Source organism: Candidatus Syntrophosphaera sp., assembly GCA_019429425.1.
GTDB lineage: Bacteria > Cloacimonadota > Cloacimonadia > Cloacimonadales > Cloacimonadaceae > Syntrophosphaera.
Window position 1 is genome coordinate 1 of the sequence record JAHYIU010000037.1, and the last position, 21,848, is coordinate 21,848.

General features: G+C 55.4%; 17 protein-coding genes. 7 read left to right on the plus strand and 10 right to left on the minus strand.

Translation table 11 applies throughout. From position 1 onward, the window contains the following. Nucleotides 1-109: 109 nt before the first annotated feature. From K0B87_05305 to K0B87_05315, 3 genes are all read right to left on the minus strand, one after another. A complete protein-coding gene (locus tag K0B87_05305) occupies nt 110-829 on the minus strand; it encodes a hypothetical protein (protein MBW6514155.1) in 720 nt (239 codons plus the stop codon). Nucleotides 830-919: 90 nt separating this feature from the next. Beyond that, nucleotides 920-1,504, minus strand: a complete 585-nt coding sequence (locus K0B87_05310; GenBank protein ID MBW6514156.1) for a DNA-3-methyladenine glycosylase I — start codon at nt 1,502-1,504, stop codon at nt 920-922. A gap of 21 nt (nt 1,505-1,525) precedes the next feature. Continuing rightward, the gene (locus tag K0B87_05315) at nt 1,526-2,218 is read right to left on the minus strand and encodes a gamma-glutamyl-gamma-aminobutyrate hydrolase family protein (GenBank protein MBW6514157.1); all 693 of its coding nucleotides are present in this window, start codon (nt 2,216-2,218) and stop codon (nt 1,526-1,528) included. Between the two features lie 497 nt (nt 2,219-2,715). Between K0B87_05315 and K0B87_05320 the strand changes: the two genes are divergently transcribed. The 4 genes from K0B87_05320 to K0B87_05335 all read left to right on the plus strand — a co-directional run bounded on the left by K0B87_05320 (nt 2,716) and on the right by K0B87_05335 (nt 8,925). Continuing rightward, nucleotides 2,716-3,216: a hypothetical protein gene (locus K0B87_05320; GenBank protein MBW6514158.1), complete on the plus strand. Its 501-nt coding sequence runs from the start codon at nt 2,716-2,718 to the stop codon at nt 3,214-3,216. 134 nt (nt 3,217-3,350) lie between these two features. Next, a complete protein-coding gene (locus tag K0B87_05325; GenBank protein ID MBW6514159.1) occupies nt 3,351-3,713 on the plus strand; it encodes a hypothetical protein in 363 nt (120 codons plus the stop codon). Between the two features lie 76 nt (nt 3,714-3,789). Beyond that, nucleotides 3,790-6,909: an isoleucine--tRNA ligase gene (gene ileS / locus K0B87_05330; GenBank protein ID MBW6514160.1), complete on the plus strand. Its 3,120-nt coding sequence runs from the start codon at nt 3,790-3,792 to the stop codon at nt 6,907-6,909. Between the two features lie 27 nt (nt 6,910-6,936). Continuing rightward, nucleotides 6,937-8,925 (plus strand): SUMF1/EgtB/PvdO family nonheme iron enzyme, encoded by a 1,989-nt coding sequence (locus tag K0B87_05335; protein MBW6514161.1) that lies wholly within the window; start codon nt 6,937-6,939, stop codon nt 8,923-8,925. Nucleotides 8,926-9,212: 287 nt separating this feature from the next. On the opposite strand, the gene K0B87_05340 is transcribed toward K0B87_05335, so the two are convergent. From K0B87_05340 to K0B87_05370, 7 genes are all read right to left on the minus strand, one after another. After that, nucleotides 9,213-11,510: a T9SS type A sorting domain-containing protein gene (locus K0B87_05340; protein ID MBW6514162.1), complete on the minus strand. Its 2,298-nt coding sequence runs from the start codon at nt 11,508-11,510 to the stop codon at nt 9,213-9,215. Between the two features lie 175 nt (nt 11,511-11,685). Continuing rightward, nucleotides 11,686-12,258 carry a hypothetical protein gene (locus K0B87_05345; protein MBW6514163.1) on the minus strand — a complete coding sequence of 191 codons (573 nt, stop codon included), beginning with the start codon at nt 12,256-12,258 and terminating at the stop codon, nt 11,686-11,688. An 84-nt stretch (nt 12,259-12,342) separates the two neighbouring features. Then, the gene (rfbB, locus tag K0B87_05350; protein MBW6514164.1) at nt 12,343-13,413 is read right to left on the minus strand and encodes a dTDP-glucose 4,6-dehydratase; all 1,071 of its coding nucleotides are present in this window, start codon (nt 13,411-13,413) and stop codon (nt 12,343-12,345) included. Nucleotides 13,414-13,415: 2 nt separating this feature from the next. Next, nucleotides 13,416-14,270 (minus strand): ParB/RepB/Spo0J family partition protein, encoded by an 855-nt coding sequence (locus K0B87_05355; GenBank protein MBW6514165.1) that lies wholly within the window; start codon nt 14,268-14,270, stop codon nt 13,416-13,418. Between the two features lie 7 nt (nt 14,271-14,277). Further along, on the minus strand, nt 14,278-15,039 hold the full coding sequence (locus K0B87_05360; protein MBW6514166.1) for an AAA family ATPase: 762 nt from the start codon (nt 15,037-15,039) through the stop codon (nt 14,278-14,280). Between the two features lie 25 nt (nt 15,040-15,064). After that, a complete protein-coding gene (rsmG, locus tag K0B87_05365; protein ID MBW6514167.1) occupies nt 15,065-15,688 on the minus strand; it encodes a 16S rRNA (guanine(527)-N(7))-methyltransferase RsmG in 624 nt (207 codons plus the stop codon). Beyond that, a complete protein-coding gene (locus tag K0B87_05370; GenBank protein ID MBW6514168.1) occupies nt 15,685-18,189 on the minus strand; it encodes a HEAT repeat domain-containing protein in 2,505 nt (834 codons plus the stop codon). The genes rsmG and K0B87_05370 overlap by 4 nt, the downstream gene beginning before the upstream one ends. A gap of 329 nt (nt 18,190-18,518) precedes the next feature. Here K0B87_05370 and K0B87_05375 point away from each other — a divergent pair, with 329 nt between their 5' ends. From K0B87_05375 to K0B87_05385, 3 genes are all read left to right on the plus strand, one after another. Beyond that, nucleotides 18,519-18,986, plus strand: coding sequence for a nuclear transport factor 2 family protein (locus K0B87_05375; GenBank protein ID MBW6514169.1), 468 nt, complete (start codon nt 18,519-18,521; stop codon nt 18,984-18,986). A gap of 9 nt (nt 18,987-18,995) precedes the next feature. After that, a complete protein-coding gene (locus tag K0B87_05380) occupies nt 18,996-19,949 on the plus strand; it encodes an SDR family NAD(P)-dependent oxidoreductase (GenBank protein ID MBW6514170.1) in 954 nt (317 codons plus the stop codon). Nucleotides 19,950-20,012: 63 nt separating this feature from the next. Continuing rightward, entirely contained in the window at nt 20,013-21,626 is a 1,614-nt protein-coding gene (locus K0B87_05385) for an NAD(P)/FAD-dependent oxidoreductase (GenBank protein ID MBW6514171.1), read from the plus strand. The last annotated feature ends 222 nt before the right edge of the window (nt 21,627-21,848 follow it).

The following is a 21,848-nucleotide window of genomic DNA, read 5'->3' on the forward strand; positions in this document are numbered from 1 at the left end:
AGACTGTATGACTCTTTGAAACAACTTGAAAAGGCAGTCGTTGAATACTTCGACACCCTTAACTCAGAAGTGCTGATGAAATTATGCACTTGCTCTTATATATGATGTTTCATTGTGGAAGCTGTATAAGGACGTTGATCTGGGCTGTGTGGTATCCCGGGCTGAAATCCGCGGGCGAGACATAGCCCAGTTCCATGTCCCTCGCCTGGTGGGGGGCCAGATATTCCAGATGGGGAAAGGGATCGCAGGCCACGTTCGGCGGAACCCCATCCACGGAGAGCTTGGCGAGCGTGGCAAAGGGAAACTCGCGCTGCCAGTTGTAATTGTTTTCATTGGCCATGTTCATCCGCGCGGAGAGGTAATTCGCACCGATCTCGGTCAATTGGAGGTTCCAGGTGATGTCCGTGACCTCAGTCAGGGTTTGGTCGAGCGAAAAGTTGATCGTATTTCCCACCGGTTCCTGCCAGCCCGGATTGTAGAACAGACGGGCCCGGGCCGTATGCAGACCCGTACCGCAGGAAATCCCGCCCCCGCCAATAGCGTAGGTAACGGATTCAAAGGGCGGGATGATCACCCAGGTCCAGAGATCGAAGTAATAGAACGGAGGCTCGATCTCATCCACCCAGATGTTCCCAATGATCGGATACTCAAACATATAGGCCCATTCCGTGTCACTGTTGTTGGTGATGGTAAAATCACCCCCGATACGAACGTCACCAGAGGGATAGACACCCAGGTCGGTGAGCATCAGCCGGAAGCTCAAAAAATCAGGCGTGGCGCACAATAGCGCGAACGCCAGAATGAAGATTGGAATGGTGATTCTTTTCATGATCCACCTCACTTGGATATAATAACCAAGCTGGGACAGACAGCCAACTGATAACGCCAGCCTGAAGCTATGTTGTTGTTTTTATGGATTTTAGCGCCCGGGGAAACTCACTTGCGAGTGCCTGAAACAGCTCAGCAGATGGTCGTTGACCATTCCGGCGCCTTGCATGAAGGCATAGCAGATCGTGGTGCCGGCGAATTTGAAGCCCCGTTTTGCCAGGTCCCTGCTCATGGCGTCGGATTCCGGGCTGCTGACTGGTACCTGCCCCGTCTCAATCCATTGATTGACAATGGTTTGCCCGCCCACGAAATGCCAGATGTAGGTGTCGAAGCTGCCGAATTCTCTTTGGATCTCCAGAAAGGCCTGCGCGTTGGTGATGGTGGCCCTGATCTTGAGCTTGTTGCGGATGATGCCGGCATCGGCGAGCAGGGACTGCACTTTTTGCTCGTCGTAGCGGGCGATCCGGGCAGCTTCGAAATTGTCCAGGGCCAGGCGGAAGTTTTCCCGCTTATTCAGGACGCAGGACCAGCTCAGGCCAGCCTGAAAGGCGTCCAAAGTCATGTATTCGAACAACTTACGGTCATCGCGGATCGGCACCCCCCATTCCCCGTCATGATAGCGGACCATCGCCTCGCTGCTTCCCACCCAGGGGCATCGGGATAATTCTCTCGTCATAAACCTCTCCTCTGCAATGGATTAAACTCCAGCGGCAAGCTCGTTCAGGAATTGGAAATGGGGCCGGCTGACCTCGGGATCGATGATCCGTTCCGGATGCCACTGGATGCCCAAAACCATCTGTGAAGCGTCATATTCCAGGGCTTCCACCATCCCATCCTCCGCCGTGGCCACCACTTTCAGGCCCCGGCCAATATGAGCTGGATCGACGCCCTGGTGGTGATTGGAGTTGACCATAACCTCTTCTTTGCCAAAGATGCGGGGGAGCCAGCGTCCGCCGTGGATCTTCACGGGATGGTACTTTTCTCCGTAGTGGGCTTCCAGTTCGTCGATGTGCTGGATCAGTTTGCCGCCAAAAAAGATGTTCATCAGTTGCATCCCGGCGCAGATGCCCAGTACCGGTTTGCCCAGTTCCAGCGCGGTTTCCAGCAGCAGATAATCCCCCTTCACCCGGCGCTCGTGGGCCAGATCCGTTTTGGGATGGGGTTCTTCGCCGTATAGGTCCGGCGGATAATCCAGCCCGCCGATGATCACCAGCACTCCCACCCGCTCCAGATACTGGAGCAGGGCGGCTTTATCCTCCAACCCGGGAATGGGGAAGGGCAGGCCGCCATATTTGTACACGGCGTCGATGTATTTGTCGCGGACATGGAACTGGTGGTAGGTTCCCAATTGCATGTAGTTCATGCTGATACCGATCACGGGTCGCTTCATTGATCACCTCTGGCAGGGTATTTTGGTCAATGCGTATCAATGGCCCGGAAAGCCTCCAACTGTCAAGAAATTCCCCGCGCTGGAACCGGTACTGGTTTTGCCGGCTCCATTGGATCTGCTCATCCGTCAGGCTATCGAATGCTCCGCCTGTTTTCTGAAAAGCCCTATCTAAAAGATGAACAAACTCTTATATGCGCATACAGACCAGTGTTCACCACGGCTATTGTTAACCAATATCCACCAATGTTTTCTCCCTTTCGCCCCCCTTATCATTACGGTGTCAATACGGACTCATTACGGACTTTGTCCGTAATGAGTCCGTATTGACACCGTAATGATAAGGGGGGCCAGACAGGCTGAGAGAAGCTGAAAATCCACTCAGTTGGATAGGGATCCTGAAAAAATGATCAGGGGCCCAAGAACCATCATCGTGCCTGGAGGCGGAAAGTTCACTCTTTGCTTGACAGCATCGGCGCTTTCAGAGAAACGGAATAGTTATGAAAAAATCCAGACTCCATGCCTGCGAACTCAAGCGCCATCGCCAGATAGCGCCGCCGCTTTGCGCGGTTTGCCCGCGGATCCTGAAATGCCGTTCCTTCAGGATCTGGCACAGGCTCAACCGCAGTGAGTATCTGGATTTCGTGATCGACATATGCAGAAAATTCCCTGATAAATACATAATGGAGGTATCCTTCATGGCCGAGAAACAAACCTTTGTCCAGATCGTGGACATGGCCACTGGAAAGATCGACCGGATCGTCAATCTCGATGACATCAACGCGATGACGCCCGAGGAAAAGCTGGAGCTTTCCCGCAACAAAAACCTGTTTATCGTAACCCACCGCCTGGAGCCGATCGTGCGCGTGGAACTGAAAAGAACCATGATCAGCGAGCCTGTGCAATTCGCCCCGAAAGAGGCGCCAGCCAGCCAGCCGATCGAAGAGCTCACCAAAGAACCGATCCCCACAGGCACGGCGAAATCCAGAAAGAAAAAATAGCCGGGACCAGCGCGGACAAAAAAATCCTTTTCAGAAATGCGCATGTGAAAATAATGACGCAACTGGTTAAAAAGAGTGTTTAACCCGCTGTCCGGAGCTTTGCGGGCAGCCAAACCCTTAGAAGAGGAGAACTTATGTTTAAGCTTGAAGAAAAACACCTGGAAGCGGCACAGGAGATAGCCCGGAAAAACCGCCGCAAGAAAAGCTGCGGAGTCTGCTATGACCGCGGCTGGATCGGCGTGACGGAGCAGAATCTGCTGGTGCTTTGCACCCACTGCGTGGACATGGAAGCCGCCATCGAGGAATGGAAAGCCTACGTATCCGGCCACGAGGATCTGAAAGAGCATTTCGGCGAGCTTTTTGAAGAGAAGGAAGTGGAGGAGGAAAGCTCTGAAGTTCTCGTGGTAAACCCCCATGAGCACAAAAAGAGCAATCCCTTCGCCAAACAGAATTTCGTGCCTGGGCAGAAACGCCTGGGCAGGACCAAAAAGATCTAAACTACAGAGCCAGGAAAAACCGGGGTCAGGCTGACCCTCAATCCGGCAAGCAGACAAGGAACACAGCAAGATAAAAATGTATAAAAGCATAGACCTGAAAGAAAGCCCCAGGCATCTGGAAGAGCGCGTCCGCACCTATTGGAAGCAGCACGGCCTGGCGCAGAAAAGCATCGATATCCGCTCCGGCCGTCCCCAGTTCGTTTTCTACGAAGGACCGCCCACCGCCAATGGCAAGCCCGGCATCCACCATGTCATGGCCCGCACGCTCAAGGACGCGGTCTGCCGCTATAAAACGATGACCGGTTTCCAGGTGAAACGCAAGGCGGGATGGGACACCCACGGCCTGCCCGTGGAGATCGAGGTGGAAAAACAGCTCGGCCTGGAAGACAAGAAAAGCATCGAGGAATACGGGATCGAGAAATTTTGCCAGGCCTGCAAGGATTCCGTCTGGAGCTATCTCAATCTGTGGCAGGAAATGACTGAACTGATGGGCTACTGGATCGATCTGGACAATCCCTATGTGACGATGCACAACGATTACATCGAGTCCGTCTGGCACATCCTGGACGATTTCTTTTGGCGCGGCCTGATCTACAAGGCGCACAAGATCGTGCCCTATTGCCCAAGCTGCGGGACTCCGCTTTCCTCACACGAGGTGGCGCAGGGCTACAAGGATGTGGAAGACCCCTCCGTGTTCGTCAAGTTCAAGGCCCTGGACGCAGCCGACACCTGGTATCTGGCCTGGACGACCACGCCCTGGACCCTGATCTCCAATGTCGCCCTGGCCGTGCATCCGGACCAGACCTACGTAAAGGTCCGCCACCAAGGTGTTTTCATGATTCTGGCCAAGGCGCGCCTGGAAGTTTTGGACGGGGAATACGAGATAGTCGGGGAATTTATGGGCTCCGCGCTGGAACGCCGGCCCTATCAGCCGCTGTTCACCTTTGTGAAAGTGGAAAAACCCGCCTGGTACGTCGGCCTGGCGGATTACGTGAGCATGGAGGACGGCACCGGGATTGTCCACACCGCTCCGGCCTTTGGCCAGGACGACTATGCCCTGGGCCTCAAATACGACCTGCCCTTCATCCAGCCCGTGGACGCCGAGGGCAAATTCAACCACCTGATCGAACCCTGGACCGGGATCTTCGTCAAAACTGCCGACAAGGACATCATCCGCAGCCTCAAGGAAAGCGGAAACCTCTACCGGCGCGAGCAGGTGAAGCACAGCTATCCGCATTGCTGGCGCTGCCAGAGCCTGTTGATCTATTACGCCCGGGAAAGCTGGTATATCCGCACCACGGATTTCAAGGACCAACTGCTTGAAAACAACGCCAGGATCGATTGGTATCCGCCATTCGTGGGAGAAAAGCGCTTCGGCGAATGGCTGGAAAACAACGTGGATTGGGCCCTTTCGCGTGACCGCTTTTGGGGCACGCCGCTCAACATCTGGGTCTGCTCGGATTGTGGGCACAAGAGCTCGATCGGCTCAATCCGGGAACTGGCAGAGCAAGGCAGATTGAAAGACGGCTCTCCCGTTCCGGAGGACATCGAACTGCACCGTCCCTACATAGATGATGTTGTATTGACATGCCAACAGTGCGGATCTACCATGAACCGCACCCCGGAGGTGATCGATTGCTGGTTCGACAGCGGTTCGATGCCTTTCGCGCAATGGCATTATCCCTTCGAGAACTCCGAAAACTTTGTGCCGGAGCTGTTTCCGGCGGATTTCATCTCCGAGGGGATCGACCAGACGCGGGGCTGGTTCTATTCCATGCTCACGATCGCCACGCTTTACAAGGGCGTTTCCAGCTATAAAAGCTGCCTCGTGAACGACATGATCCAGGACAAGAACGGCCAGAAGATGAGCAAATCCAAAGGCAACGCGGTCGATCCGATCCAATTGATGCAGGATTACGGGGCCGACGCCATCCGCTGGTATCTCTTGGAGGTTTCGCCGCCCTGGGTGCCAACCCGCTTCGATGAAGACGGGGTGAAAGAGATCGTCGGAAAGTTCATCGGCACCCTGAAAAACGTCTATTCCTTTTACGCCACCTATGCCAATATCGATTCCTTCGACGCGCAAGCCTATCCCCAGGACTGGCAGCGCGAGGCTGAGATCGACCGCTGGATCATCTCCCGGCTGCATTCGCTGGTTGGGAAAGTGCGGCAGTGGATGAAAGAATATGAATTCACCAAAGTTGTGCGCGCCATACAGGATTTCGTGATCGACGAGGTCTCAAACTGGTATGTGCGCCGCAGCCGCAGAAGATTTTGGGCGATGGAACTCACTCAGGACAAGGTGGATGCCTATCGCACCCTGTATCAGGTTCTGGTGAACGTGTCCAAACTTATAGCACCCTTCACGCCATACCTGGCGGAGGAGCTTTATCAGAATCTGGAAGCCGGCGAAAGCGTCCACCTGGCAGATTTTCCCGCAGCGGAGCAGGCTTGCATCGATCCCGCCCTGGAAGCAGAAATGCAGGTTATCATCGATCTGGTCTATCTGGGCCGCGCGGCCCGCAACGCCTGCCAGATAAAGGTACGCCAACCTCTGGGGCAGATGTTCGTTCCGGCCAGGTATAAAGATACCGTGGAACGCATGTTCGACCTGATCCAGGAGGAAGTGAACATCCACAGGATAAGCTTTGTGGCGGAGGATGACGAATTCGTCCAGTATGAACTAAAGCCCCAGTTCAAGGTCATGGGACCCAAATACGGCAACCAGATGAAGGCCATAGCGGCTGAACTTGCCCGGGTCCGGGGCCAGGACGTCCTGGCCGCCTTCAATGGCCAGAGTTCCTATCATCTGGCCGAACTGGACATAGACTTGGTCCCGGAAGACGTGGCCGTGCACATCAAACCCAGGGAAGGCCTTGTTTTCGAAAGCATGAAGGACATGTTCGTGGCCCTGGACACAACCTTCACACCCGAACTCCTGCAGGAAGGATACGCTCGAGAATTGGTGAACAAGATCCAGTTCAACCGCAAGGAACAGGGTTTTGAGATCATGGACCGCATCACGCTGATCTGGCACGGGGACGACGATATCCGCTCCGCTCTTTCCGGTTATGAAGATTACATCCTGGCGGAAACGCTGTGCAACGAGATCGTGGAAGCGGCCAGCCCTGAAGGCATGCAAGCCTTTGATATCAACGGCAGGGAAGTGTTCCTGCGGATCCGGAAAGTGGAATGAATCCGGAGGCCAACACCGAGGTGGATTATGCGCTATTGCATCAGCTGCGGCAAACAGCTCAGCCCCAGGGCTAAGTTTTGCCCCCAATGCGGGGAAAGGGTCGAAATTCAGGAACAGGCTGCTTTTGAGCCGATGCCGGCGCCGGAAAGCCCTGAGGTTTTGCGGGATTTCAACGTGAATGAGATCTCTGATCCCACCTACCAGCTCCTGGAAGCGGGTCAGGTCTTCAATGGCTACACCGTGATCCGGATGCTCAACAAGGATCCCGAGGGCATCAAATACATCGCTGCCAAAGATGGCAAAGAGTATGTCCTGAAGCTGTTCTTCAAATCAGAATTTTCCAATCTGGATACGGCCATCAACCTCCAGAAGAGGCTCCAGCGGCTGAACAAACTCGATACGGCGCACACGGCCAGGGTCGTGGAAGTGAACCAGAACCACGATCCCGCCTTCATGGTCGCCGAATTTGTCAAAGGCCAGTCCCTGGCCCAGATCAGAGCCAACGATCCCGACAGGTTGACCGAGAACTTCGTGCGCGAGATCGCCCGCAGGCTCATCCAAACTGCCATCGCGGTCCGCAGGCAGGGCCTTACCCTGACCAAACTTACCCCCAGCGGGATCATGGTCGAGGAATCCGGAAAGATAACCGTCCTTTCATCTGGAGTCAGTTATGAAGAAGTGGACGAGCGCGAGGAGATCTTCAACATTGGCGTGATCCTCTCCCAACTCCTCTCCAGGAACGTGCTTTACAAATCCATTTACAACTCGCAAAGGCTCCGGGAACAGAAATTCACCTATATCGCCGGGACCTCAATGGGCCTGAACAAACTGCTGGCTGAATGCCTGCACCGCAATATCCTGCATAGGTACGCTTCCCTGGAATCGCTGCTGCGGGGCTTGAACTCTTTGCAGCCGGCGGATAGGGATGTGGCCTACATCGCTCCGGAATCGAACCAAACCCTCGCCGGCCTCAAGGAAGCAGCCCCACCCGCGCCCAAGGCAGGCTTTGACTGGAAATTTTATGGGCTGATCTTTCTCATTGTGGCGAGCTTGGGCTTCCTTTTTTACTATGTCCTCCCAAAACTGAACAGCCCCGGGCCTGGAGGCAACAGCGTTTATTTGCCCACCCTGCCTGAAGACACGACCCGGACCACCCTGGCCGATCTGCTCAATGGACGCGAACGCAGGACAAATCAGGAAAACGAGGTCCTAACCACTGAAACCCGCGAAGACCCGAGGCGTCAAACCCTCGCCAGCGAAGAGGATTACAGCGTGCCCAAGGCCCCGGTGAAAGCCAGGGTCCCGATTCCGGACAACTTCGTGCACGTTCCGGATGGCTCTTTCGGCTTCAACCGCCTCAAAGAAAATCCCAACCACAACGTATCCCAGGACGGCTTTTACATCAGCAGGGGCGAAGTCACTCAGGCGGAATGGAACCAATACATGATGCCGGCCAGCGTCAGTTTCATTTCAGACCGGGTGCCGGTGGACAACGTGAGTTGGATGCGCATCATCCGCTATTGCAACGCCCGGAGCGAGAATGAGGGCCTGCAGCCGGCTTACAGGATCACGGGCAGCACGGCGGCTTCAGTGACCTGTGATTTTTCCGCCAACGGATACCGACTGCCCACAGAGGCGGAATGGGAAATGGCAGCCAAAGCCGGAGGGCTGCATGCTTACAGCGGTTCAGACGATCCGGATGAGGTGGCCTGGTACCGCGAAAACAGCAGCGGCAGGATCCGCAGCGGAGGAGGAAAAAAAGCCAACGCCTACGGCCTCCACGACATGACCGGAAACGTCGCCGAATGGTGCTGGGACTGGTTTGACCCCTCCTACCCCAACACCCTTTCCACCTTCATCAATCCCACCGGACCGGCCAGCGGGACCCTCAAGGTGATCCGCGGCGGAAGCGTCCGCAACGGAGAAGGCACCAATCTGGGAATCCTCTACCGCGATAAAGGCGATCCCGCCCGGGGTTACCAGTTCGTGGGATTCCGCCTGGTGCGCAAACGCTGATCTGAAAAGACTCCAGGCTTGATTCACCCCTCCGGGACGATCTGGTTAAAGAGCCTGGGATCACCCTTCGACATAACAGGAAGTTGATAAATCCGTCTGGCCATCTCTTCAATGCCGATCTGAAACGCGTTTACGAAGAAAACACCTTGGTCAAGCACCCTGTCGCCCTCCTTATCAATACGGTGTCAATACGGACTCATTACGGACTTTGTCCGTAATGAGTCCGTATTGACACCGTATTGATAAGGAGGGCGACAGGGGTCAGGTGTTTGGCTGAAGCGGCATAACTACTTGAGCAACATCATCTTCAGGGTTTTGTTGTAATCCCCGCTGATCAAGCGATAGAAATAGATCCCGCTTCCGACCGTCCTGCCAGTCTCGTCTTTCCCGTTCCAGATCACCTGATGGTATCCGGCGGGCTTGGTTTCATGCAGCAAACGGCGGACCAACTGACCCTTGAGATTGAATATGGAGATCTCCACCTCCCCTGGTGCGGCAAGGCTGTAGCGAATGGTGGTTTCGGGATTGAAGGGATTGGGAAAGTTTGAATAGAGCGCAACGGGCAGGCCCGGAAGCGCTGGATCGTGGGCTGATGTGGACGTTCCGGTCACGACGCTGATATTATCCAGGGTCCAGCCCGGATCAGTCAGCTCCACGTGGGTGGATTGGTCGGTGAGGCGGAAGCGCAGGAATACCCCGGTTCCGGCATAGGAATCAAGGCTCACGTATTCGTGGTTGAAATAGTCGTGCTGGCCGGATTTTTGCCAGAGCACGTCCCAACTGACGCCATCAATCGAGGCTTCCACGGATACTGGATCGTACAAGTATTCGGTGTAGACATGCGAATCGAACAAGAGCAGGGTCGATCCGGTCGAAGGGACCTGGATGGATTCTGTCGTGGCGATCCAAACATCCGCGTTCACCGCGTAGAATCCCCAGCCGCCCCAACTATCCGTGATGGCCTTGCCGGAAACGGACAACTCGTCCTGCAGCACCCAGGGGCCTTCGATCTCCCAGCCGTCCGTGCCAGTTTCCCAATCCTCGCTGAACAGCACATTGGCCGGGCTGAGCTGAAAACTCAGATGCGCTGATCCGGGCGAAATGTTGACCGTGCCCAGGTACGGGAAGTAGCCCTCGGCGCGCACTTCGATCGGATATTCGCCCTCGAAGGTCTCGTAAGAAAAAGTCCCATTTGCCTGCAGGACAACCGGTTCCAGCTCATAGATTTTGATCGTGGCGTTCAGAGGCAGGGTCCCGGAGAGGACTTCTCCCGTCAAAGTGACCGGCTGCCTGGGCTGCAGGGTGAAATTCCTGACCGTCCAGGAAGCGTTGTTGACCATCACGTTGGGCACGATGGTATCCCAGTATCCCCGTTTCCTGAGCTGGATCGTGTAAGTGCCCGTGGGCAGGGCTTTCCAGTAGCGTCCCGTATCCGGATTGGCCAGACGGGGTTTGAACCAGGGGGCATGATGTTGCTGGACAATTATTTCCGCGTCCAGGGGCGCGTCGGTGACCGCGTCCCGGATGTTTCCAGTGAGCATGGAACTGGAAGGCACATCCGCGGAATAGGGCAAAGCCCGGTTGAGCATCCAGCGTACCGCGTTGCTGGTACGCTGCACCGTATTCACCATCAGCAATGAATCCGGCTGCAGGTTGCTCGTCCCGCATTCGATCAGGATCTGGAAAGCGCCGTATTGCTGGTACATCCAGTCGTGGAAACAGCCTTTGCGGCTGAGGTTGGGCAAGGCCTCATAGGTTGCGGTGCCTGCTTCATTTATGATCTGGCTGGCCACCCCGGCACAGATCGACTGCGCGAAAGTGACGTCCGGAGAAGGCCGGACATCCTTCCAGTTGAAAGAATAGTAGGCTTTCTCGCTCAGATTCCCGGTGCGGGAGGAATGCCAGCAGATCGAATAGACGAACTGGTATTGATCAGTGAGGCTCTTGATGGCCTGATTTTCGCTTTCGCTCATCGGACCCGGCCCCCGATAGTAGTCCCAAACCTCCAATCCGCCTGGCTGCCAGAGCGTGTCGCCATGCACCCAGTTAAACTCGAAATTGCGATTGGGGTCGACTCCGTCCAGATCATAGCCCACCAGGGGGCTGTAGTCGAAAACGCCGTTGTTGTTCATGTCCCGCTTGTTCTTGCGGTAGGAGGTGTCCAGATTGGCCGTCACCACATTGTGCCCCTCGGGATTGAGGGTGGGCACGAACCACATGTCCAGTTGGTTGATCCACTGGGCGTAAGGAAGTTGGTAGCGCCGGGAAAGGATCTCGGCGATGTTGCTCATCGTGATCTGCACTCCCAGGACCTCTTCCGCGTGCACCTGCCCCACAAAGAGCAGGGCTGGTTCTTCTTCGTCGGTGTCCACGTTGTCCGAGATCCGCAGGGCATAGATGGGAACCTCATCCTGCTGGGAAAAGCCGATCTGGACCTTCTTGGCTATGTCCGGATGTTCGGCCGCATGATCGGTCAGCAGTTGCGAGATCTGGTCGTAGGTATAATAGCAGGTGGGCAGGGTGCTGCCTTGCGCCCAGAGGGCGGCCAGGGAAATGAGTAGCATGACTAAAACTATGTGGCGCATATATCTAACTCCAAATTAGGGCTTGTCCGTGCCAGGCCAGAATCAGGTCCAGGCAAACCTTGTCCTTTATGGTCTAGCAATTTTTGCTCCAGTTGGCCCTCTTTCCTATCGGCCCATGGGACAAAAAAAGAGGCCGAACGGTATCCGGCCTCGGTAAACGGCTAGGGAAAAGGGATCACGGGACCGCGACGCGCAGGGCGTTGAGGCTCACGTTGTAGCCACCGCCGATGGTCAGGAAACCCCTGTGGAGATCAGCGGTACCGGATACCCTGGCCTTGAACCACCAACTGTTCTGGGTTTCGGAAAGGCTTTCGGGGGCGCGGTAGTTGCCATAGGAATCAAGGTAATTCAGGAAAAAGACCTCTTTGTCCACAATCATGTCCGCGCGCGTGGCGATCCGGGTCTTGGCGTAGTATCTTGTCCAGACCTCCTGGTTGTCCATCAGGCGGCGGAATTTGCCCCTGTTATCGGTCGCGGGGCTGGGCGCCACCACCATTTTGGCAACCGCGGCATAGACATAGGATTGATCTGTGAGCGGCTCTTCCATGATGAAATAGTCGTCGACATAGACGAAATGGGCATCGACGCCCGGAGCGGGGATCTGCGAGGATGAGGGCGTCTTGGCCACCACAACCACGTCCGGGATGCCTGATTCCAGAAAAAACCGGGGCACGCAACCCGCCGCTAAAAGCGTCAGGGCGGCCAGGCCGAGGACGGTCATCAGCTTTGCCAGCTTGAGTTTATTCATTGTCTCCTCCTGGAGTTATACTTGGCGAACAAAGGCATCGTTTACCTGTCTTTAATACTCTGCCGGGAAAGAACTTCCTGCATTTTATCTGCCCAGCCCCAATCTCTGCTGCTTGTATTTCCGGCTTTGGATGTCCTGCCACCACTGTTTGTTCTCCAGATACCAGACCACGGTTTTGCGGATCCCGCTGGCGAAAGTTTCCCGGGGCAGCCAACCCAGTTCCGAATGGATCTTGCTGGCGTCGATGGCGTAGCGGAGGTCGTGTCCGGGACGGTCGGTGACATAAGTGATCAGCTCGGTGTAGGAGCCAAGCTGCTCCGAGGGTTGCAGCTCATCCAGCAGCTTGCAGATGGTGGTCACGATCTCGATGTTCTTCATCTCGTTGTGGCCGCCGATGTTGTAGGTCTGCCCCAGCCTGCCGTTTTTGATGATGCAGTTGATGGCGTCGCAATGATCGCGCACATAGAGCCAGTCGCGCACGTTCAGGCCCTGTCCGTAAACCGGCAATGGCTTGTGTTCCAGACAGTTGAGGATCATCAGGGGGATCAGCTTTTCCGGAAATTGGTAGGGGCCATAGTTGTTCGAGCAGTTGGAGATCAGAACCGGCAGCCCGAAAGTGCGGTGCCAGGCGCGCACAAGGTGGTCCGAACCCGCTTTGGATGCCGAATAGGGCGAGGAAGGGTCATAGGCAGTGGTTTCAGTGAACAAGCCCTCGTTCCCGAGCGAACCGAAAACCTCGTCGGTGGAGACGTGATGGAAGCGGAACGCAGTCTTCGCCTCGTCATCCAGGCTGCGCCAATAACGCAGCGCCACATCCAGCAGCACCGCTGTGCCCAATACGTTGGTGTTGATGAACTCCATCGGACCGTCGATGGAACGGTCGACATGGGATTCCGCGGCAAAGTTGACCACGGTGTCCGGCCGGAATTTGTAGATTACCTCCGCAACACTGTCCGCGTCGCAGATATCGGCACATTCAAAGAAATAGCGGCCGGGATGCTTGGCAGCGACGTCCACGAGGCTTTCCAGGTTCCCGGCGTAGGTGAGTTTGTCGATGTTGAAGACACAGCCATCGAAAGCTGGGCCTTCAAACAGGTGGTGGATGTAATTCGCGCCGATGAAGCCGGCGCCGCCTGTGACCAGAATGCGTATCATTGTTAATCTCTCCTCAGGGTGTTGATCAGGTCCTTGAATTTAGCCAGTTCTTCCAGCGAGCCGTACTCGAGGGTAATTTTTCCCCTTCCGCCCCGCTCGTTCACTTTCGCCTTCAGTCCCAGCAGGCGCTGCAGGTCTACGGCGAAACTCTTCAAAAATGCAGAATTATCGGTGGTGTGTTCCGGCTTCACCCGGGTTTGGGCGAAGGTTTTGGCTTTTGCTTCGGCCTGCCTGACGGTAAGCCGGTATTGGATGATGTATTGGGCAAACAGAGCCTGGTACTCCGGTTCGACGCTCAGGACGGCGCGCGCGTGGCCGGGGCTGAGCTGTCCGTCCGAGATCAGCGATTGCACTTCCAAAGGCAGATTGAGCAGGCGGATGCTGTTGGTGACTGTGGTCCGTTCTTTGGAAACTGTCTGCGCGATCTGCTGATGGGTGAGTTGGAATTCGTCGGCAAGAGTTTGATAGGCATGCGCTTCCTCGATCGGATCGAGGTCCTCGCGCTGGATGTTTTCCACGATCGCCAGTTCCAATTGCTCCTTGTGACTCACGCTGCGGATCACGACGGGCACCTGTTCCAGGCCGGCCAGTTTTGCCGCCTGCAGCCTGCGTTCGCCGGCGATCAATTCATAGTCGGAACCTTCGGTTTTGGTAACGATGAGGGGTTGGATGATGCCGTTGGCCTTGATCGATTCCGCCAGTTCCGCCAGGCTGGCGGGGTCAAAATTGCGGCGGGGCTGATAGGGATTGGTCTTGATCCGGTCGATGGGCAAAGTGCCCAGATTGGCCTGTCCAACCGGGGTTTCATCGCGGTCTGGGATCAGAGCGCTCAAACCGCGGCCAAGATGTTCGTTCATAAGTTCCTCACGTCCTTTCAATGATCTCGGTGGCCAGATTGAGATAGCTCATGGCCCCGGGAGAGCGGATGTCGTATAAAAAGATGGGTTTGCCAAAGCTGGGAGCCTCAGTCAGTTTGATGTTGCGGGGGATGATGGTGCGGAAGACCTTCTCCTTGAAATAGCGCCTCACCTCTTTGGCCACCTGCATGGAGAGGTTCACGCGCCGGTCGAACATGGTGAGCAGAATGCCGATCACGTTGAGCTGGGGATTGAGGCTTTTCTGGATCAGCCGGATCGTGGAAAGAAGCTGGCTGACGCCTTCCAAGGCGTAATATTCGCACTGGATCGGCACCAAAAGGTCTGTGGCCGCGGTCAAGGCATTGACAGTCAGCAGTCCCAGCGAGGGCGGGCAGTCGATGATGATATAATCATACTGGTCTTTGATGGGGTGCAAAGCCTCGCGCAGCTTGTGCTCGCGGGCAAATTCGTGCACCAGTTCGATCTCGGCGCCGGTGAGGTTGATATTGCTGGGCACGCACCAAAGGTTTTCCGTGGGAGTGGGCAGGACGGCCTTCTGCATGGGTATGGTGCCGATAAGCGAATCATACACTTGCAGTTCCAGCTTTTCCTTGTCCAGCCCGATTCCGCTGGTGGCGTTACCCTGCGGATCGAGGTCGACCAGCAGGGTCTTTTTTTCCAATACGGCCAGTCCGGCGGCAATGTTCACCGCGGAAGTGGTCTTCCCGACCCCGCCTTTTTGGTTGACGATCGTAATTATCTTTCCCATATATCCTTACACTTTCCTGTCAGTCTCATAATCGCGCGCGGTCCAGGGAATAAACCGCCCTCTGGCCAAAGTCAAAGTCCTGCTGCCAAAGCTCTTCCGGCCCCAAATGGGCAATGTCCGATAGGTCCTGCGCCTTGTAAAATATCGCGCAGCCACTCTCAGTAAGCAGCTGTCGCAGAGGCTTTCGATAGCGCTCTTCCAGCCTGACCGCACGCAGCAGGACCAGGTCGTAACTTCCACCCTCGGGACGGTGATCCTCCAGCCGGGACCATATCACTTCACACTCTTTAAGTTCAAGCTGGCCAACCATTTCCTGTAGAGCGACAGTCTTCTTGCGCACGGAATCCAATAGCGTCATCCGGCAGGAGGGGACGGCCAGTTTGATCGGAATGCCGGGCAGACCGCCTCCGGAGCCGAAATCAATTACTTTTTTCCCTGTGAAGTCAATACATTTAAGAGGCACAAGGCTGTCAAGAAAATGCTTTGTCCACAGCTCGGATTTAGGAGTGGCGCGGGAAAAGAGGTTCAAGCGGGAGTTTTGCTCCAGCAGCAGGCTGTGATACAGCTCAAAGCGGGATAGCAGAACATCCGGTTCCGGCAGCTCCAGTTCGAGCAGGAATTGGTAGAAGGCTTGTTTTGCGTCAATCATGGCAACGTCTCCGCGGGAAGGTTGCGCAGCAGGGCCTGGACCAGGAAGGAGCGATCTTCCTCCATCAGCAACAATGTTTCCCGGGCTTGCGGATGCTTGATCTGGAGCAGCGAGCGCGCCGTTATATAGCGGAATCGCTCGCTGGGATGGTGTATGTACTCTCTCAGGATCGCGACTCCGCGTTCCGAATGCACGCCCGCCAGCACTGAGAGGCAGGCGGTTTCATACTTTTTGGCCTGCAGCAAGCGTTCAACGTAGTCCACCAGCAGGCTGTCGCCCACCCCGGAGATCAGGGACAGGGCGTTCTTGGCCGCCAGGCTATCCGCTCCTTCGATCAGGTCAAACAACTGGCGGACAAAGGCATCGGAGCTCTTTGCCAAAATCTCCAGAGCCCGGTATTCCAATCCGGAATCCGTCCCGATCTTCTTTTCCAACACATAGGGGATGGCCTCTTCGGCGCGCGAGATCAGGATATCCCGGGCCGTGCGCACTCTCTGCACCGCAGAGCCTACCTCCCATTCTGAGGCGGCGGCAAAGATGTCTGCAATGCTGTCCGTGCTGTCCGGCAAAGCTGCTGTTTCGGCGAGATCTTCGATCGCGGTCTTGCTGATAATGTTCAGTTCGATGTCCCAGCCGATGCCGTAAGTTCCTTTCTGCCAAGTGTTATCGTTGCTATGCAGGCTGTCCGGATAGGCGTCTTTGCCTCCGGCATCGAGAAACAGCCCGATCCCTCCGGTGCTGCGGCTAAAGTTCGCGTTGCCAAAGTTTTGCCCCTCATTGCGCTCATAGCGGTCATCGCCGCTTTTATCCACAAAGATACCCACGGAGTTGGTCAATCCCAGGCCGTTTCCGCCTTGGATCGAATAGGCGTCGTTTCCGCCCGCGTCGATCAGCATGCCCAAAGCCCAGTCGTGTCCGGCTCCCTGGCCCGGCCCGTGCCTGCTGTAGTAGGCATCGTCGCCCCCTCCGTCGAAGAGAAAGCCGCAGGCCAGGTGGATCCCGGAGCCCTGGGGGTAGTAAACCGTGTTGTAGACGTCGTTTCCGGCCTCGTCGAGCAAAGCTCCGGTGGCATACCAATATCCGGAGCCTTGGGCATAAACCCCTCCCAAATAGCGGTCATTTCCGCCCTTGTCGTAAAGCAGGCCCAAACCGCCGGCCAGATCAGGCCTCAGGCCCAATCCCATGCCCTGTCCGAGGGTGATATAGTCCAGCGGCATCAGTGGTTCATGGAAATACTTGCCCCCCAGGGCGTAAGTGTCTGCGCCGCCTTGGTCCAAAAGCGCCCCCACCCCGTGGGTGCTGGCGAATCCTTGTCCCGAAACGCTGGCCTGGTAGGAATCGTTGCCCGCTTGATCCAATAGCAGCGAAACTCCAAACATCGCCGCGCCTTGGGAAAAAAGCCCGCCGCGATAGTTGTCGTCGCCCTCCCGGTCGATGTGCAGGTTCATCCCGGCAAAGGCGGAAAAGGCGAAATCGCCGGTCTGGTAAAAGTCGTCTCCGCCCAGGTCGCAGGAATATCCGAAGCCGAAGGCGCTGCTGAACATCCCGCCCGGGGTGGAATTCCGGTAGACGTCACTGCCAGCCAGGTCCACCAGGAGGTAGAAATTGTGACCGAAAGAGGTGTTCAGGTCCAGATCATACACGTCATTGCCATCCGGATCGAGCAGCAGGCAGAGCGGTTCCGGGCCCAGAGTTTCGGCACTGTAAACATCATCGCCCCGTGTGCCGATTGCCATCAGGCCGTATCTGGTCTTCCTGGTCAGGGTTTTCTTATGGCTGAGATCCAGACTTGCAGCTTCCCGGACCAGCACATCCGCCAGAGCGAAGAACCTTGTGCCGCACCGAAGCAGGCCCTCCAAGCTGATGTCTGCCATGAGCTTGTAGATTTCCTTGGTCTCCAGGCTGTCCGGATCCGGAAGCCCCTGTTCCTTGAAATACTCCCCGTATTTATCGGCGTCTTCGCTTTCGATGAACTGCCAGACCCAGAAAGAGAAGAGCAGGTCCGCATTCTCTCTGCCCAGGGCACTCACGACCGGGGAAAAATCAGCCTGCAGTTCATCCAGTCCCTGTTCCAGCCAGGCAAATATATCGCGGGGGCGGCGCACCTGCAGGCCAAAACTTTGAGAATAAAGGAGATGGCTGGATTCGTAAATGTCCCCATAGCGCTCCGGATCGAGATTGAAGGCGATGCCGCCCAGGCGCGTCAAAAGCCGGGGCAGAGAGTTCGGATCTTCATCCGCGATGGCGCAGAGCTCGCGAAGTTCCGCCAGGTCATCCAAGGCCTGCCAGGGATCCTGCAATTGGCGCAACTGCCAGTCCAGCTTGAACTTGGTGCTCAGGCTCCAGTCCTTTTCAAAGCGCAGGGATGTGCTGTCCAGGCCCGCGTATTCCAGCATTTCCACCAGTTGTCCGGTTTCGGCCGGAGAAAGAAGCTCAAAATTCTCCGCGCAGAGCAGCCCGGAGAGGGGGGCAAGCATCAACAGGACCAGGAAATATCTCATAAAATCAGGCTCCTTAGTTCTGTGCAAGAAATAAGGAACCTGAGTTTGTGTCAATGTTTATCGGGCGCCGGGCCTGCCCGCGTTTTCCTATAAGCAGCTGCGCGGCAGAGCAGAGAAAAAGAACTTGACTGGGAAATCAGTAAATAAAAAATGGAATAAAAACATGCAGTCATTTTGTCCAACAGAGAAAGTGAGTAACGAGGAAGATCGGGTGTTTTCAGGAACTTGAGAAAAATGAGCCTGAACCCGCTCCGCATTCGGAACTCGACAGCGATTGCCGCAAACGACATCTGACGCGCAACCAAACACTTATAAACAGAATGGATACTATGGATCAGCAAACAAGAATTGACGCGCAAGAAGTGGTTCCCTTGAACATGGACACGATCCGGGAATTGTGGTCCAGAACCTATAACCGGGAAGGGAAACCTGATTGGTCCCACATCTTTCCCTATTATCACCGGGACATAGTTTTTCAGGATACCATCCAGCGGATCGAGGGCATCGACGCTTTCATCGCCATGTGCAAGCGGCTTACCAAACGCACCAAACAGTTGAAGATGGAAATCCTGGCCATTGCCCAAAACGACAATGTGATCGTTTTTGACTGGGTCATGACCATGATGTTCAAGAAATACCCCGACACCCCGATGTACGGGGCGACCAAACTGGTGCTGAGCGAGGATGGGTTGATCAAGGAACAGCGGGATTATTACGATCTATGGGGTGACATATTCAACAACATTCCCCATTTTAACAAGATGTACCGCAGGTTTTTGGTCAGGAAATTCGGCTGAGCGACTGCTATGACGAAAAAAACCAGGCAATACATCCGGGAGTATAAGTGGTCCAATATCTTCGCGATGCTCAGAAACAACCGCAAGGACCCCAAACCATGCCCCGACCCCTTCAAGGATAAGACTGTGGCCATAACCGGCGCCACATCAGGAATTGGCCGTGCCACCGCCCGCAAGTACGCGTCCCAGGGGGCAAACCTGCTCTGCATCAACAGAAACCAGGAAAAATCAGAACGCCTGCAACGCGAAATCCAGAGCGAATTTGGGGTCAAGTGCGATTACCTGATCGCCGATCTGAGCAAGTTGGGCGATGTTTTCCGGGTTTCCAGCCAGATGGCGCAGTGGGAAAAACCCATCGACGTGCTCATCCACAACGCGGGTGTTTACCTCACCAGGCGGGAGTTAACAAGCGATGGCCTGGAGAAGGTTTTTGCGGTGCATTATCTGGCCTCGTTCATCATGAATCACCTTTTGATTGAAAAACTCAAAGCCCAGTCCAAGGCGCGGATCATCATGGTGGGCTCCGAGGGGCACCGCTTTGCCGCCTGGGGCCTGAGATTGGACGATCTGAACTGGGAGAAGCGCCGCTATTCAGGATTGGCAAGCTATGGCTCGGCCAAAACGGCCCAGCTTCTGGCGATGCTTTGCTTTGACGAGCGCTTGCGGGATTCAGGAGTTACCATCAACACCATGCATCCGGGAGCGGTGAAAACTGAAACAGGCCAGGAAAATGGGCCGTTATACCGGTGGTTCAAAAAAAACTGGTTCGATAAAACCTTGAGGTCGGCACAAGTGGCAGCCGAAGCCCTCTACTATTTGGGAGTCGCAAAAGACTTGGACGGTGTGAGCGGGAAATTTTTCAACCTGACCACCGAGGAAGAGCCGGCTCCGCCAGCGCTTGACAGAGAAGTTGCCAACCAGTTATGGGGACTGACTCTGGAAATGGCTGGCATAAAGGAATGAAGAAGATGCTTGAACATCAGCACGTCCCCCCCCCTTTTTTCCCTTTTTCCCCATATTTAAGCCATGAGTGAAAAGACATACGACACCATAATTGTGGGCGGAGGCATGGCTGGCCTGACTGCCACCGCCTATCTGGCTCGCGCGGGGCAAAAAGTTCTGCTGTTGGAAAAGAACAGAGAGTTGGGCGGACTGGTTAACTCTTTTTCGCGCGATGGCTTCCATTTTGACGCCGGAGTCAGGGCCCTGGAAGACGCTGGGATCATACTCCCCATGCTCAAGGATCTCAATATCGAGCTCGAAGTGCTGCCAAGCCCTGTTTCGCTGGGGATCGAAGCTGAGATCATGCACGTCGAGGGCATTGACAGCCTGGCCAAATACCGTGATTTTCTCAAGAAGTTCTATCCCGACAGCCAGGCAGAGATCGACGCGGTACTGAAAACCATCCGCAGGATCATGAAGGACATGGATGTTCTCTATGGCATTGAAAATCCAATCTTTAAGGACCCGAGGCGCGACACCTCGTTCTTCATCTTAAAACTGCTTCCCTGGTTGCCCCGCTTTCTCTTCACCATAGTCAGAATAAACCGCATGCAGCATCCCGTTGAGGATCATCTGGACTCCTTGGTCAGGAATCCGTCGCTCAGGGACATCATCTCCCAGCATTTTTTCAAGCATACGCCAACCTTCTTTGCCCTGAGCTACTTTTCGCTCTATCTGGACTATTTCTACCCCAAAGGCGGCGTGGGCAAGCTGTCGGAAGCGCTCGCGGACAAGGTCCTGGAACTGGGAGGCGAAATCAAAACCGAAACCCTGGTTACCGGCGTATCACCTGACCGACGCAAGGTTACCGACCACGCAGGACTCAGCTACGCCTATGAAAACCTCATCTGGGCGGCCGACCTCAAAACGCTGTACAGAATTGCCGAAGCGCAAAACCTGCCCGTGAAGGTCAAGGCCAAATTCGCAGCCGCCAAAGCCAAGATGCTCAGAAACAAAGGGGGCGAATCAGTGTTCACCTTGTTCCTGGAAGTTGACGCGCCCCTGGAAAGCTTTGGCAGAATAGCCAACGGCCATTTTTTCTACACCCCGTCCCGACAGGGTTTGGGGCAAACGCACCGCGCTGAGCTGCAAGACCTGCTGTCCAACTTTGCTGATCGCAGCCGGCAGGATGTTCTGGCCTGGCTGGATAAATTCATCTCCCTGAACACCTTAGAGATATCAATTCCCGGCCTCAAGGACAAAGGCAATGCCCCGGAAGGCAAAACAGGGCTCATCATCAGTTTTCTGGCTCAATATGAGCTGTTCAAAAAGGTGGAAGAGGCGGGCTGGATCGAGGACTTCGTTTCCGGGATCGAGTCCCGCCTGATCAACATCATGGCCGAAACGGTGTATCCCATGCTGAAGGATAAGGTGATCGCCCACTTCTCATATTCGCCCCTCAGCATCCACAACCGCATAGCCAGCTCCGAGGGGGCGATCGTGGGCTGGGAGTTTCAGCCGGATATGCCCGTGGTCAACCAGATCCAGCTTGCCGGCCGTTCAGTCCTGACCCCCCTGCCAGCGATCTACCAGGCGGGCCAATGGGCATACAGCCCGGCAGGCGTTCCGATGTCGATCCTCACGGGAAAACTCGCCGCGAATAAAATCGCCGGGTCCAAAGCCCCAAAGGTTCGCTGAAAACGTAATTTGCCACCCCTTCTTGCGGCGGATTACATCCCGACCCGCTTGATGCGAAGTATAAACCTATCTGGCCTCTGAACAGTTTTTTATATGGCTCATGTTCAATAAGAGTGGGTAAGTCCATCCATGAGGTATCCACAGCGTTGCAGAACTTTGAGTCTGAAGTAATCAAAGTCCTTGTATCCGTATGCTCTTTTCAATAGGGTTTTGATTACGTTG

What these genes read in the sequence shown, in the direction of transcription:
- K0B87_05375 (MBW6514169.1), top strand. Translation starts at nt 18,519, where the DNA reads ATGGATCAGCAAACAAGAATTGACGCGCAAGAAGTGGTTCCCTTGAAC.
- K0B87_05385 (MBW6514171.1), top strand. Translation starts at nt 20,013, where the DNA reads ATGAGTGAAAAGACATACGACACCATAATTGTGGGCGGAGGCATGGCT.
- K0B87_05305 (MBW6514155.1), bottom strand. Translation starts at nt 829, where the DNA reads ATGAAAAGAATCACCATTCCAATCTTCATTCTGGCGTTCGCGCTATTG.
- rsmG (MBW6514167.1), bottom strand. Translation starts at nt 15,688, where the DNA reads ATGATTGACGCAAAACAAGCCTTCTACCAATTCCTGCTCGAACTGGAG.
- K0B87_05335 (MBW6514161.1), top strand. Translation starts at nt 6,937, where the DNA reads ATGCGCTATTGCATCAGCTGCGGCAAACAGCTCAGCCCCAGGGCTAAG.
- K0B87_05380 (MBW6514170.1), top strand. Translation starts at nt 18,996, where the DNA reads ATGACGAAAAAAACCAGGCAATACATCCGGGAGTATAAGTGGTCCAAT.
- K0B87_05355 (MBW6514165.1), bottom strand. Translation starts at nt 14,270, where the DNA reads ATGAACGAACATCTTGGCCGCGGTTTGAGCGCTCTGATCCCAGACCGC.
- K0B87_05315 (MBW6514157.1), bottom strand. Translation starts at nt 2,218, where the DNA reads ATGAAGCGACCCGTGATCGGTATCAGCATGAACTACATGCAATTGGGA.
- K0B87_05345 (MBW6514163.1), bottom strand. Translation starts at nt 12,258, where the DNA reads ATGAATAAACTCAAGCTGGCAAAGCTGATGACCGTCCTCGGCCTGGCC.
- K0B87_05340 (MBW6514162.1), bottom strand. Translation starts at nt 11,510, where the DNA reads ATGCGCCACATAGTTTTAGTCATGCTACTCATTTCCCTGGCCGCCCTC.
- rfbB (MBW6514164.1), bottom strand. Translation starts at nt 13,413, where the DNA reads ATGATACGCATTCTGGTCACAGGCGGCGCCGGCTTCATCGGCGCGAAT.
- K0B87_05325 (MBW6514159.1), top strand. Translation starts at nt 3,351, where the DNA reads ATGTTTAAGCTTGAAGAAAAACACCTGGAAGCGGCACAGGAGATAGCC.
- K0B87_05310 (MBW6514156.1), bottom strand. Translation starts at nt 1,504, where the DNA reads ATGACGAGAGAATTATCCCGATGCCCCTGGGTGGGAAGCAGCGAGGCG.
- K0B87_05360 (MBW6514166.1), bottom strand. Translation starts at nt 15,039, where the DNA reads ATGGGAAAGATAATTACGATCGTCAACCAAAAAGGCGGGGTCGGGAAG.
- ileS (MBW6514160.1), top strand. Translation starts at nt 3,790, where the DNA reads ATGTATAAAAGCATAGACCTGAAAGAAAGCCCCAGGCATCTGGAAGAG.
- K0B87_05320 (MBW6514158.1), top strand. Translation starts at nt 2,716, where the DNA reads ATGAAAAAATCCAGACTCCATGCCTGCGAACTCAAGCGCCATCGCCAG.
- K0B87_05370 (MBW6514168.1), bottom strand. Translation starts at nt 18,189, where the DNA reads ATGAGATATTTCCTGGTCCTGTTGATGCTTGCCCCCCTCTCCGGGCTG.